The sequence below is a fragment of the Methanolinea sp. genome (assembly GCA_016699325.1).
In the GTDB taxonomy this organism is placed as follows: Archaea; Halobacteriota; Methanomicrobia; order Methanomicrobiales; family Methanospirillaceae; genus UBA9949.
The window spans coordinates 965,997-978,041 of the sequence record CP064971.1 but is presented as its reverse complement, the minus strand read 5'-3'; the positions used below and the strand labels follow the sequence as shown (position 1 = coordinate 978,041).

Here is a 12,045-nt window from a genome sequence, read left to right as displayed (position 1 = left end):
CTATTCCGGGCAGAAATAAAAAATTCCCCGCTCTTCCCGTTTTTCTTCGATACGGTGTCCTGACTGGATCTCCCGCAGTATTTTCAGGATTTCACTCCGGGAAAGCCCGGTAGAAGCCGAGATATCTTCGAGGGTGCAGGGCCTGCGCCGTATGAGCTCGCGCACCCTGGCCACGTCATCTGACCACTGGCCCGGCATTGTTGAACCGGCTGAAAGTTCGTAACCAACCGGTTCGACCGCCCCTATGCCTGAAATACCGAGAACTCTCCGGATCTCCTCGAGTTCAGCTATGGAGGCAGGTCTCACCCACTCCTCGGCCCCGGGGCGGTCAAGGGTATTGAGATGGACCCTGTCCGGGCGGATACGGTCGATCGCCGCCCGCAGACCGTCCAGCTCCTCCGCGCTGGTGTTGATGCCGGGTATGATGAAGATTTCGAGCCAGATCTCGCCAGGATACTCGTTTCTAAGGCATTCCAGCCCTTCCACGATGTCCATGGCGGTTATACCGGGGGCCGGACGGTGTATCTTCCTGTGCGTTTCATCGAACACCGACGAGAGGGTCGGGAGAATAACGTCAGCCGGGAGAAGCTCTTCGCGGACTTCCGGTCGCACGAGCAGGCTGCCATTTGTCAGAACGGCGAGGCGGTAAGACGGATAGTTGTCTTTGAGGAAACGGATGACCTCCCCGATGGAGGACGAGAGGGTCGGCTCGCCTGAACCGGAGAAGGTGATGTAATCAAGTTCCGGGGAGCAGGAGAGGTAATCCCGGAGCTCATCGAGTACCTCGCGGGTGGGGAAAAATTCCTGCCTCCTCGTGGTCTCGACCGTTGTACGCCCGCATTCGCAGTAGACACAGTTATAGCTGCAGGTCTTGAAGGGAACAAGGTCGACGCCCAGCGACCGGCCAAGCCGACGTGAGTGGACCGGTCCGAAGAGGGCGGAGTACTGCATAATAAGAAGGGTGAACCGGCACAGGATTAAACCATTGGATGATCCTCATGAGAGCAGGTCAAGCGCCTCCCTTCCACTCATGCCTGTCACAATACCATACCGTTCGGCCGACGGATTTGTTCCGGAGACGGCACCTGCGAGCAAATCGTCGATTGTCGCTATGGAAGACCCGGTCTTCGCCCGGATCCGTGCCGCAGGATACCCGAACTTCTCAAGCGCTGCTACATCGAACGCTCCACACCCTACCATTCCGTTTCTGGCAATTACCCAGACAAGATTGACCGGGCCGAGCGGGAGCACGTAACCTGATCCTGCACCCCTGGAGAGGTGGACTGTTTGTTCCTGCATGGTTCTCCATTCCGGATAGCCCCCGGCCGGCATTAAATGACACGGTCGGATACTTTAAGTGGATATGGCTCAACCCTTCAAGTAAAGCCATGTCAAGGGGTAGCATCCTAGCCGTACGGGGTGACGATGACCGGGAGCTCATGGACATACTCGATGAGGTGCTGGCCGGGAACCGTTTGAGTGAAGAGGATGCATTCCGTCTCTTTTCAATTCGGGACAGGAGGGTATGGGATATTGCCCGTGCTGCCGATGAATGTCGCGAAGCAGCGGTTGGAAACCAGGTGACCTATGTCCGGAACCAGAACATCAATGTGACCAATTATTGCATCAATTCCTGCGGATTCTGCGGTTTTTCTAGAAAACCTGGTGAAGAAGGCGGATATTGCCACGATCTGGAGGTCATCCGGGAGAAGGCTGCCGTGGCAAAAGGGAGGAAGGTGACAGAGATCTGCAGTGTGAGCGGACTTCATCCCGGCTTTGATGCAGAAAGCTACGTTCAGATCTTCTCGGCGATCAGGGAAGGAGCACCGGGTGTGCACATCCATGCCAGCAACCCCATGGAAGTGGCATATGCTGCGAAAAAGAGCGGTGTATCAACCCGGGAGGTACTCCGGATGATGAAGGACGCCGGTCTCGGATCACTGTGCGGAACTGCAGCAGAGATCCTGGTCGACGAGGTCCGCAAGGTCATCTGCCCCGGAAAAGTCTCGACCGATGAATGGGTGAGGATCATCAAGGAGGCGCACCGGCTCGGGATAAGGAGCACCGCCACAATCATGTATGGCCATTGCGAGACCATCAAGGACAGGGTCCGCCACCTCTCCGTTATCCGCGACATCCAGGACGAGACCAGGGGGTTCACCGAATTTGTCCCCCTCTCCTTCATCCACATGAATACACCGCTGTTCCGGAAAGGGATCGCCCGTGCCGGAGCAACCGGGAGGGAAGACCTGCTGATGACTGCCGTCTCACGTCTCTTCCTGGATACCATCGACCACATCCAGGTCTCGTGGGTTAAAACAGGTGTAAGGATGGCCCAGCTTGGACTGCTTGCCGGTGCCGATGACCTCGGCGGCACGATGTTTGAGGAAAGCATTTCGAAGGGAGCAGGGGCCCTGAACACCGATTACCTTGATCCTTCCGAGATGGATCGCATCACTGCTGATATCGGGAGGTCGCTTCGGCAGAGGGATACGCTCTACAATCTCATCTGACACCCCTGCCTGGATAGACGGAAAAAGCCAGCCGCTGCGTAGTCGTGGCAAAAAAAGGAGGGGAGAACGGTCAGTCCTGCGGTTTGAGCAACTTGACGATTTTATCGCCAAGCTCGCCTGCTTTTTTCAGGGCCCGGGTGTCCTTTGCGATAGCCCCTTCGAGGTATCCCTTTCCCCTGACCCAGCCTAGGTATGAGAACTCGTGACTGTTGAGGAACCCTTCCAGTGTCTCGATGGTCCGGGCACCACCCTTGTTGGAGCAGACCGCGACCGCGACCGCCTTTCTTCCGGCAAGCTGCCGGCGGTGATAGAGGGAGTAGCTCCTGTCGATGAAGTTCTTGAGATGCCCGCAGACGTCATAGTAGTATGTCGGTGAACCGATAACCAGCACTTCGGAATCCATGACCTTCTCCATGATAGCCCCCCAGTCATCGTTCTGGATAACACACCAATCGTTTTCCTTGCACTTTTCGCAGCCAAGGCAGGGATTGATCTTTTTTCCGGAAAGAGAGATGAACTCGGTCTCGATTCCTGCCTGTTCACAGCGTTCCAGGATAACCTTGACCAGTATCGAGGTATTTCCGTCTTTTCGCATGCTACCCGAGATACCTAGCACCGTCATAAACGTGTACTCACCTTAAGACTTATTGATAGTTTTGATAGTTGCAGAAAGGTTTCGGGATGAAAAAGTAGAGATTATACGTTTTTCCGGATTTGATGGGAAATACAGGAGATGGGAAGGACACCGACAGTCGCTGCTGCCAAAACCGGGCACCGCGACCCCTCCGATGTTTCGGGCAATTGTGCACTCGCTTTCCCGATCCCCGGTTGTAGCGCAAGACACCGCTGCGAGCGAGAACTCAGGGTGAACGAGGAGGTAATCGATATGCCACCGCGGGGTGCACGGTCCTCCGCCGGCCACGCGGATGTGTCGGAGAACGCGGGAGAATCCACCGGAACCCTGGGCTGAACCTACATAGACATGCCAGCCAGGATGAAAGTTGAGGGTGCCGAGGGCCCCCACGTTCACGCTGCAACCCCGGTTGCGGAAGATAAGGCAGTAGGTTCCCCTATCCATATCCGGCCTTCAGGAGCTGCAGGGCGGCTCCGATATGCTGGTTTCCCTTCCGATGAACCGGTGTTCCATGCCCGGGATAGAGCCCTTCAACCTTGAGGGAGGCGAGACGTCCGATCGACCTGACAAGCGAGGCCCGGTCACCTCCAGGAAAATCAAACCTTCCAAATCCCCCCTCGGCAAACACGGTATCCCCTGATATGAGTGCCTGCTCGTCTTCGAGATAGAGGCAGATGCTGCCCGGAGTATGCCCGGGGGTATGGAGGACGGTGAGTGGACCGACCCGATCACCATCGGAGAGGAGGCGGTCAGGGGCAATGCCAGGAGGCCGTGAGCCGAAATGGAGGGAGAGACTGGCTCCTTCCTGCATGAGTCCCGGAGCATCCAGCGCGTGGATGGCGACTGGTGCAGAACAGAGATGGGATATCTCTTTCACATACGCTGTGTGGTCAAAGTGGCAGTGGGTGAGAACGATGGTATCAATGTCCGCCCGGTACGCCTCGATGGCAGATGGGAGCACCCCGGCATCGATGAGCACCGAACCCACGATGTATGCATTCCCGAAATAACCCCTGCCCGGGATCCAGGTAACTGGCATGTTTACTAATAGGGAGCACCAACCACATCTCTCTTATGCGTACCCTGATCCAGGAGTGTATAGCCGGCATCCCCCCCCTGGTCGAAGCGGCTGCGCGCCAGGAAGGGACAAATCCCCGCGATTTCGCCCGTGCAGTAGCTCGCGGACACATGGTGATCCCGGCAAACCCTGTGCGGCAGCATGCTGTTTGCGCTATCGGTGAAGGCTGCCGTGTCAAGGTCAACGTCAATATCGGGACCTCAGGGGAGCGATGTGATCCCGTCCTCGAGAGTAGGAAAGCCAGGGCAGCAATTGCGAACGGCACCGATACCCTGATGGATCTCTCAACCGGGGGAGATCTCCGTGCCATGAGGAGGGATATCCTCTCCCTTGGAGTGTGCACTGGAACCGTTCCCATCTATGAGGCGGTCCGCCGGGCAGGAAATGCGGCCGATGTCAATGCCGACCTTCTTTTCTCTGTGATCCGGGAGCATTGCAGGGACGGGGTAGACTTCCTGACACTCCACTGCGGCGTGAACAGGGAGGCGCTTGCTGCACTTCGGTCAGATCCCCGCATCCTGCCGGTCGTCTCGCGGGGTGGGGCATTCCATGTGGCGATGATGGCCGCCACCGGTGAAGAGAACCCACTTGCTGCTGAATTCGATTACCTCCTCGAAATCCTGGGCGAGCATGAGGTGGTGGCGAGCCTGGGCGACGGGATGCGGCCGGGGTGCCTCCAGGACGCAGACCGACATGCCAAGACCGTGGAGTACCTGAACCTGGGAAGGTTGGCTGGCAGGGCACTGGCTGCCGGAGTCCAGAGAATGATCGAAGGACCTGGACATATCCCCCTGGACCAGATCGGCTACAATGTCCGGTTCATGAAGGAACTCTCCAACGATGCTCCTCTCTACCTGCTAGGCCCCCTGGTCACCGATATCGCGCCGGGATATGACCATGTTTCGGCTGCCATCGGGGGGGCTGTGGCCTGTATGCACGGTGCAGATTTCCTCTGCATGGTGTCTCCGAGCGAACACCTGGCGCTGCCGCTGGTTGAGGATATCATCGAGGGCACCCGCCTGGCAAAGATCGCAGCCCACGTCGGGGATACGGTCCGAAAAAAGGACGGCTACAAGATGCCCCGCGAACGGCAGATGGCAGAGGCACGCAGAAGACTTGACTGGACAGAGCAGTTCCGGCTTGCCCTGTTCCCGGACGTGGCACGGGCCATCCACGCCCGGGACGGGGAGCTTGAAGCCTGCTCGATGTGCGGGGACCTCTGTGCAGTCCGGCTGATGCGGGACATTTTCGGGGAAAAGAACCGGGCAAAAAAGCAGTAGCCCCTCCATTGCCCAATGGGAAAGACCGGCACTGTCCTGCCCGGACTCGATTCATCCTTCAATCGAACGAAGATAGGGCAGCCGCGAGGTTGCACGAGGAGATACCGAATAAAGTTTCCGTTCGGCCCCGGTCACCATTGACGCGGGAAAGATAGAGACCCGAAAGCCTGCCCTGAGCGGAAGGAAACCCCGCACCCTGCCCTGGAGTGAAAACCCCGGCCTTATTTCACGGAAAGAATCCTGATTGCAAGCAATGCTGCATTCTCGCCGTTATCGATGCCGACACAGGCTACCGGAACCCCTTTTGGCATCTGGGCGATGGAGAGCAGGGCATCGAACCCCATCAGATTTCCGCTGACCGGAACGCCGATGACCGGGCGGTTCGTTTTCGATGCGATGATTCCCGGAAGAGCAGCCGAGAGCCCGGCAATGGCAATGAAGATCTTGCAGGTACTCGACTCTATAAAATCATCAAGGGTGTCAGGCTCGCGGTGGGCCGATATGACCCGGGTCTCGTAACTGATCCCGTTCTCTCTCAGGACTGCCGCGGTTCTCTCCACTACAGCGGAATCTGAAGCAGATCCGGCGAGAATGGCAACTTCGACCATGTGATATGCCATCCACACTTATATCCCGTGGTTATAAAAATACTATGGGGCTGATACAATGGAAAAAGAACCGCTCTTGATGATTCCCGGGCCGGTTCCCATGCCGGAACGGGTTCGCATGGCGATGGTACGCCAGGCCATCAATCACCGGGGGGCCGAGTTCGGCAGTATTTATGCCGATTGTGTGCAGGTGCTGAAAGAGACATTTGGCACGAAGAATGAGCTCTTCGTCATCAGCGGATCGGGAACGGCAGCAATGGAGGCGGCGGTAGCCAATTTCGGGCGGGGCAGGGAAGTAGCCTGTCTCGTGAACGGTAAGTTCGGCGAGCGTTTGTACAAGATTGCCCAGCGTTACGGGACCGCCCATGAAATCGCATCGGAATGGGGGACACCGCTCGATCTTGCGTCGCTGGAAGATCGGCTCAATGCGGGAGCTGAGATGGTGACCCTTGTCCACAATGAGACTTCTGCCGGTATCCGGAACCCTGCTGAACAGGTCGGGAAACTCGCCAGGAAATACGATGCCCTCTTCGTGATGGACGGCATCACCTCGATTGGAGGGGACGAGGTCAGGTCAGACGCATGGGGGGCGGACGTGGTGGTGGTCGGCTCCCAGAAATGTCTTGCTGCTCCGGCAGGGCTTTCGGCGGTTTCGGTGAGCGAACGGGCATGGGAGCGCCTCTCTCCCGAGCGCCCCTATTACCTTGACCTTGCCGCGTACCGGAAGAGTGCCGGGGCGAAAGTGATGGAAACCCCGTATACTCCGGCCGTACCTCTCTTCTTCGCGCTCAGGGAAGCATGCCTGATCATCAAGGAGGAAGGCCTCGTACAGCGCATTGCCCGCCACCGGAGAAACGCAGATGCGGTACGCACGGCGGCGAATACATGGGGGCTGGAGCTCCTTCCTGAACTTGATCGGGACCATGCCTATTCGAATACCGTGACCGCGGTGAAGCTTCCCCCCGGGATGCAGGACAGCGAGTTCCGCGGGACCGTCAAGAGACTTGGCATCGAGATAGCCGGTGGTCAGGACCGTCTCAAGGGCAGGATCTTCCGGATCGGTACCATGGGTGCGACCGGTGCTCCTGAAATCCTCGCCACGCTCGCCGCCGTGCAGCACGCACTCCGTATCCATGGGTATCATCCCCGGGAAGACGGAGTCTCTGCTGCCTGCGGGGTGCTCGGATGAAGATTGGAATTGCCGATACCACGTTTGCCAGGGTCAACATGGGCGCTTTTGCCGCGGATGAGCTAAGGAGGCAGGCCAGTGTCTCTATCGAACGGGTAACCGTTCCGGGGATCAAGGACCTTCCCGTTGCCTGCAAAAAGCTGATCGAAGAGCGGAAATGCGGCATGGTGATGGCACTTGGCATGCCGGGCGGGAAGGAGAAGGACCGGATGTGCGCCCACGAAGCGTCGCAGGGCCTGATAACCTGCCAGCTGATGACCAACACCCACATCATCGAGGTCTTTGTCCACGAGGACGAAGCAGTGGATGACCGGGAACTGGCATGGCTCGCAGAGCAGCGGACACGGGAGCATGCCCGGAATGTGATCAAAATGGCGTTCCACCCTGAAGAACTCACCCGGGAAGCCGGGACCGGGCAGCGCCAGGGATTCCCCGATGCCGGCCCGGCCCGGAGATGAGGAGAGGAATCGGTTTATGAATGAGCAGGTAGGACATAAACAGGCAGGAAATCGATATGAGTGTGAAACTCGGTTTTGTCGTCTCGGAATTCAACCGTGACATCACCTACATGATGGAGATTGAGGGGAGGGAACATGCGGATTTCCTCGGTGCCGAGGTTACTGAGTGCATGTATGTCCCTGGTGCATATGACATGCCGCTGGCCATTAAGAAGATGCTGAAAGAGGGCTCGGTTGACGCAATCGTCACCATCGGCTGCGTTATCGAAGGAGCAACCCAGCATGACGAGATCGTGGTCCAGCATGCGGCCCGGAAGATCATCGATCTCTCCCTCGAATTCGAAAAACCGGTCTCGCTCGGTATCTCAGGTCCGGGAATGACCCGGATGGAGGCCAGTGAGCGGATCGATTATGCACGGCGTGCCGTGGAATCTGCGGTCAAGATGGTCCAGCGATTGGGATGAGAGCGCTCTCCGAAAAAGTCACGGGCATAGCACCATCGGCCACTCTGGCCGTTGCGGAAATGGCCCGGGAGATGCAGCGGAAAGGGTTGGGAGTCATCGACCTCTCAATTGGTGAGCCGGACTTTGATACCCCTGCCCATATCAGGGAGGCATGCATCCGGGCGCTCATGGAAGGAAAGACGCATTATGCCCCGAGCAACGGGATCCCGGAACTCCTGGCAGCGATTGCCGAGAAAACACGAAGGGAGAACTGCTTTCCGTGCATTCCCTCCCAGGTGCTGGTAACCTGCGGTGCAAAGGATGCTATCTACGATGCCGTCACTGCCGTGCTGAACCCTGGAGACGAGGCTATCATCCTTGACCCGTCATGGGTCTCTTATGAACCATGTGTAACCCTCGCCGGTGGAAAACCTGTTCATCACCCCCTGCACGAGAAGACCTTCCAGGTTACAGATACTCTCCTCGAGACCGTAACCCCTAAGACCAGGATGGTGATCATCAATTCACCCTCCAACCCATCAGGTGCAGTGCTCGACCGGGCCTCGCTCAAGCTGGTTGCAGACCTCTGCGCTGACTTTGACCTCCTCGCCCTCTCCGATGAGATTTACGAGAAGCTCGTATACGGAAAGGAGCATATCTCCATCGCCTCGATAGGAGACATGGCCGAGCGCACTATCACGGTAAACGGGTTTTCCAAGGCATATGCCATGACAGGATGGAGACTCGGGTGGGCGGTTGCACCGCGCCCCATTATCACCCAGATGTCCAAAATTCAACAGCATTCAATCAGCCACCCCACAACCTTTGTGATGTACGGAGGGGCCGCAGCATTGACCGGGGACCAGGAATGCATCGCGATAATGCGCAAGGAGTTCAATCGCCGGAGGGATTACTTCGTCCAGGAGCTCCTCCTGATGGGCTTTGAAGTTGCGCCAGCGGACGGAGCATTTTACGCATACGTCAAAGCCGGCGGAGATGACATAGCAACAGCGGAACGATGGCTTGTGGAGGGCCACGTTGCGGTGACTCCGGGATCGGTGTTCAATACACCCGGATGGCAGCGTCTGTCTTATGCGACATCGCTTGACCATCTCCGGGAAGCCGTGCGGCGCATCCACCGGTTCAGCTGAAAAATTCTCTGCCAAGCCCTCATGATACGGGATGAAAGCGATGGAATTCGATGTTGGGGTATCGACAGGCAACCGGCAACCCGGATCCCGAAACCCGGGCAATGCTATCTTCAGGCTGGAAGAGGAATAGCCCCCGCAGAGAGTGACATGCCTGATCAATAGCCCTCTGCGACCACACGTAAACAGCATACGGCAGAGGGTGGCTATTGCGCTGGGAAAAACAGGCGGCCCATCTGCAATGCAACTCTTGATCATCGCGCTTTCCGATGAAGACGGTAACGTGCGGCGCTAAAATTCTGCCAGCCGGGCAATTGATCCGTTTATCCGGCCCCTCAGCGACCCCCGCGCGGGTCCCCTCCCCGGGCGGTGAAAGTCCTGGAGATGGATGGCGAACGGTAATTGCGGGATATCCATGGCACGGGATAGGCGGGGTTCCCTGCTCGTGTCAGCGATTCTCGATACTATCGATGAAAGAAAACGGAAGGTTTTCCCTTCCAAAGAGACTGCCCTGCCTGACAGTATCCATGATCAGCAAGAATCCATTGGCCGGAGAAGTTGCAGTCCGGCATGAGGGAGGCCCGGCCTGCCTTGCCGGTAACGTGATGGGCTTTTCCCGGCGAGATCGATTGTTACCGGGACACCGATCGAAAACTATTTTGCGGATACAGGGGAACGACGAGATCCGGACAGATTCGGAAAGTTGGGCAGGACCATAATGGAGAAACAGGCCTATTTGCTTGTTTTTCATTTATTGGCGGATCCTGCGGGCGGCAAGGTACCTGGGGGAACGGCATGATTACCATATACCGAAGCGGGCGGAACGGTCTCGAGACCATTGAAGAGTACGAAGGCGGATCGTGGGTACATACTGTCAATCCTACCCCCCAGGAGATCGACGCCCTGGTTGCGCGGTTTGCTATCCCTCTCGATTTTCTTACCGATCCCCTGGATGTTGACGAGCGGGCACGGGTTGAGCGTGAGGAGGGAAACACCTTCATTCTCCTCAGGACTACCCGGAGGGAGGATCCCGAAGCCGATATCCCTTTTACCACGCTCCCGGTAGGGATCATCCTGACGCAGAATGTGATCATCACCGTTTCGGTCACCGACCTGGAGGTCTTCCAGGAATTTATCACGGGGAAGGTTCGGCATTTCTCGACCGAAAGGCGGGTTCATTTCGTCTTGCTCCTCTTCTTCAGAAACACCCTCCTTTTTATGCGCTATCTCAAAGAGATCAACCGCATGACAACCCCTATCGAGCGATCTCTTTACCAGGCACTGAAGAACGAACAGCTCATCCGCATGTTGAACCTTGAAAAAAGCCTGATCTTCTTCGTCACCTCCCTCCGGTCAAATGCGCTCATGATAGAGAAGTTCTACACATTCACAAGGATGGACGAAGATGAGCAGGATCTCTTTGAAGAACTCAGCATAGAGAACAGGCAGGCCATCGAGATGGCAAATATTTACAGCGACATCCTCTCGACCATGATGGATGCATTCGCGTCTGTCATCTCCAATAACCTGAACGTGATCATGAAGCTGTTGACCACAGTCACCATCATCCTCATGATCCCGACCCTGATTGCCAGCATATACGGCATGAACGTGGATCTACCCCTCCAGCAAACGCCCTATGCATTCGCCTTCACGATGATCCTCTCCCTGGTCCTCTCCGCCATCGGAATCATCATTTTCTGGAGAAAAGAGTTTTTCTGAACAGAGCCCGGGACAAAAAAAACGCATGATTCCCTGGCCGGAGCACATGCACACAGAATGAAAGTGGCAGGGCCATTTCCATGGTTAAAACAGGATTTTCATGCTTTGTGACCGGCCGCGGGGTCATAGGTGGCTGGTATGATAAACGCATCCGTGGTTACCGTCAGGGGGAGGCATGTGACCCGACAGTCTCATGTGCGGTTCGTTCTTCCAGCAGCCTTTTCCCTTTTTCTCCTCAAAGTTGATAAACAAAGAGCTATAGAACTTCCCCGATTCATATGGCAGGACAGATTGGAGATCTCCTTCTCAGACCCGAGAGTTTTTTTGCCGGGCGTGCCGGAGAGCCCGAGAGCTTGAAGGTCCCGGCCGTGATCGCCATCACCGGCGCCATCATATCAGCCGCAGCAGCCTATCTCACCTTGGGGATTACCATGGAACTATTCGGTAACGTGCCTGAAATGGCAGGCATGACACCGATCCTTGTAATTGTTGGTGTGGTTATCGCCTTTTTCACCTTCCTCGTTCTCTGGGGGCTCATCGTCCCTGGTGTTTTTTACTTGATCTCCATGGCATTTTCCGGTACAGGTGCGTTCAAAAGGACAATTTTGTTTTCCTTGTATGGCCTTGTTCCGTTCATCATCGGATCCTTTCTTTCCCTGCTCGTTTCGCTCTATTATATCCCCATGATCCAGGTGCCCACCCTTACCGCCATCCAGGATCCAGCGGCAATTGAGGCTGCAATGCGGCAACTCATGCACGACACCGCATTCAGCGAGTTACGGTTGATTACCGCCGTGCTATCGGGCATTTTTCTCTTGTGGAGTGCAAACCTGTGGATTTTTGGCCTGAAACAGGCCCGCAGCCTGACATTGAAACAGGCAGCAATCACCGTGCTCATCCCTGTAATCGTTGGTTTCATATTCATCCTTTATACAACGGTTGCAGGTGTACCCGGTTTTGGAGGGGTTTGAA

14 protein-coding genes are annotated in these 12,045 nt (G+C 56.5%); 8 read left to right on the top strand and 6 right to left on the bottom strand.

Annotated elements, in window-relative coordinates:
• Nucleotides 1-951, bottom strand: coding sequence for a radical SAM protein (locus tag IPI71_05230; GenBank protein ID QQR70114.1), 951 nt, complete (start codon nt 949-951; stop codon nt 1-3).
• Nucleotides 952-996: 45 nt separating this feature from the next.
• Nucleotides 997-1,299, bottom strand: a complete 303-nt coding sequence (locus tag IPI71_05225) for a YunC family protein (GenBank protein ID QQR70113.1) — start codon at nt 1,297-1,299, stop codon at nt 997-999.
• Nucleotides 1,300-1,388: 89 nt separating this feature from the next.
• On the opposite strand from IPI71_05225, the gene cofH reads away from it, so the two are divergent.
• Nucleotides 1,389-2,513: a 5-amino-6-(D-ribitylamino)uracil--L-tyrosine 4-hydroxyphenyl transferase CofH gene (cofH, locus tag IPI71_05220; protein QQR71881.1), complete on the top strand. Its 1,125-nt coding sequence runs from the start codon at nt 1,389-1,391 to the stop codon at nt 2,511-2,513.
• A 70-nt stretch (nt 2,514-2,583) separates the two neighbouring features.
• Here the strand turns inward: cofH and IPI71_05215 are convergent, their stop codons facing one another.
• Genes IPI71_05215 through IPI71_05205 form a run of 3 tightly spaced genes read right to left on the bottom strand, consistent with a single transcriptional unit; the run spans nt 2,584 to nt 4,186 of the window.
• Nucleotides 2,584-3,135, bottom strand: coding sequence for a flavodoxin family protein (locus IPI71_05215; GenBank protein ID QQR71880.1), 552 nt, complete (start codon nt 3,133-3,135; stop codon nt 2,584-2,586).
• 15 nt (nt 3,136-3,150) lie between these two features.
• Complete coding sequence (locus tag IPI71_05210) at nt 3,151-3,591, bottom strand: GIY-YIG nuclease family protein (protein QQR71879.1); 441 nt, start codon at nt 3,589-3,591, stop codon at nt 3,151-3,153.
• Nucleotides 3,584-4,186 (bottom strand): MBL fold metallo-hydrolase, encoded by a 603-nt coding sequence (locus IPI71_05205; protein ID QQR71878.1) that lies wholly within the window; start codon nt 4,184-4,186, stop codon nt 3,584-3,586. The genes IPI71_05210 and IPI71_05205 overlap by 8 nt, the downstream gene beginning before the upstream one ends.
• Nucleotides 4,187-4,221: 35 nt before the next feature.
• On the opposite strand from IPI71_05205, the gene thiC reads away from it, so the two are divergent.
• Nucleotides 4,222-5,505 (top strand): phosphomethylpyrimidine synthase ThiC, encoded by a 1,284-nt coding sequence (gene thiC / locus IPI71_05200; GenBank protein ID QQR71877.1) that lies wholly within the window; start codon nt 4,222-4,224, stop codon nt 5,503-5,505.
• 221 nt (nt 5,506-5,726) lie between these two features.
• Here thiC and purE read toward each other — a convergent pair whose 3' ends face one another.
• Nucleotides 5,727-6,113, bottom strand: a complete 387-nt coding sequence (gene purE, locus IPI71_05195; GenBank protein ID QQR71953.1) for a 5-(carboxyamino)imidazole ribonucleotide mutase — start codon at nt 6,111-6,113, stop codon at nt 5,727-5,729.
• A 58-nt stretch (nt 6,114-6,171) separates the two neighbouring features.
• Between purE and IPI71_05190 the strand changes: the two genes are divergently transcribed.
• The 6 genes from IPI71_05190 (at nt 6,172) to IPI71_05165 (ending at nt 12,044) form a co-directional block, all read left to right on the top strand.
• Nucleotides 6,172-7,302: an alanine--glyoxylate aminotransferase family protein gene (locus IPI71_05190; GenBank protein ID QQR71876.1), complete on the top strand. Its 1,131-nt coding sequence runs from the start codon at nt 6,172-6,174 to the stop codon at nt 7,300-7,302.
• Nucleotides 7,299-7,760 (top strand): riboflavin synthase, encoded by a 462-nt coding sequence (locus IPI71_05185; protein ID QQR71875.1) that lies wholly within the window; start codon nt 7,299-7,301, stop codon nt 7,758-7,760. Before IPI71_05190 ends, IPI71_05185 begins: the two co-directional genes overlap by 4 nt.
• Before the next feature lie 56 nt (nt 7,761-7,816).
• Entirely contained in the window at nt 7,817-8,224 is a 408-nt protein-coding gene (locus IPI71_05180) for a 6,7-dimethyl-8-ribityllumazine synthase (protein ID QQR71874.1), read from the top strand.
• Nucleotides 8,221-9,354, top strand: a complete 1,134-nt coding sequence (locus IPI71_05175) for a pyridoxal phosphate-dependent aminotransferase (protein ID QQR71873.1) — start codon at nt 8,221-8,223, stop codon at nt 9,352-9,354. The genes IPI71_05180 and IPI71_05175 overlap by 4 nt, the downstream gene beginning before the upstream one ends.
• 792 nt (nt 9,355-10,146) lie before the next feature.
• Nucleotides 10,147-11,073, top strand: a complete 927-nt coding sequence (locus IPI71_05170; protein QQR71872.1) for a magnesium transporter CorA family protein — start codon at nt 10,147-10,149, stop codon at nt 11,071-11,073.
• A gap of 278 nt (nt 11,074-11,351) precedes the next feature.
• A complete protein-coding gene (locus IPI71_05165; protein QQR71871.1) occupies nt 11,352-12,044 on the top strand; it encodes a YIP1 family protein in 693 nt (230 codons plus the stop codon).
• Nucleotide 12,045 lies beyond the last annotated feature (1 nt).

Excerpts from the sequence above, each read along its gene's own strand:
- IPI71_05215 (QQR71880.1), bottom strand. The coding sequence starts at position 3,135 with ATGACGGTGCTAGGTATCTCGGGTAGCATGCGAAAAGACGGAAATACC.
- IPI71_05230 (QQR70114.1), bottom strand. The coding sequence starts at position 951 with ATGCAGTACTCCGCCCTCTTCGGACCGGTCCACTCACGTCGGCTTGGC.
- IPI71_05180 (QQR71874.1), top strand. The coding sequence starts at position 7,817 with ATGAGTGTGAAACTCGGTTTTGTCGTCTCGGAATTCAACCGTGACATC.
- IPI71_05185 (QQR71875.1), top strand. The coding sequence starts at position 7,299 with ATGAAGATTGGAATTGCCGATACCACGTTTGCCAGGGTCAACATGGGC.
- IPI71_05205 (QQR71878.1), bottom strand. The coding sequence starts at position 4,186 with ATGCCAGTTACCTGGATCCCGGGCAGGGGTTATTTCGGGAATGCATAC.
- purE (QQR71953.1), bottom strand. The coding sequence starts at position 6,113 with ATGGTCGAAGTTGCCATTCTCGCCGGATCTGCTTCAGATTCCGCTGTA.
- IPI71_05170 (QQR71872.1), top strand. The coding sequence starts at position 10,147 with ATGATTACCATATACCGAAGCGGGCGGAACGGTCTCGAGACCATTGAA.
- IPI71_05190 (QQR71876.1), top strand. The coding sequence starts at position 6,172 with ATGGAAAAAGAACCGCTCTTGATGATTCCCGGGCCGGTTCCCATGCCG.
- cofH (QQR71881.1), top strand. The coding sequence starts at position 1,389 with ATGTCAAGGGGTAGCATCCTAGCCGTACGGGGTGACGATGACCGGGAG.
- IPI71_05225 (QQR70113.1), bottom strand. The coding sequence starts at position 1,299 with ATGCAGGAACAAACAGTCCACCTCTCCAGGGGTGCAGGATCAGGTTAC.
- IPI71_05210 (QQR71879.1), bottom strand. The coding sequence starts at position 3,591 with ATGGATAGGGGAACCTACTGCCTTATCTTCCGCAACCGGGGTTGCAGC.
- IPI71_05165 (QQR71871.1), top strand. The coding sequence starts at position 11,352 with ATGGCAGGACAGATTGGAGATCTCCTTCTCAGACCCGAGAGTTTTTTT.
- thiC (QQR71877.1), top strand. The coding sequence starts at position 4,222 with ATGCGTACCCTGATCCAGGAGTGTATAGCCGGCATCCCCCCCCTGGTC.
- IPI71_05175 (QQR71873.1), top strand. The coding sequence starts at position 8,221 with ATGAGAGCGCTCTCCGAAAAAGTCACGGGCATAGCACCATCGGCCACT.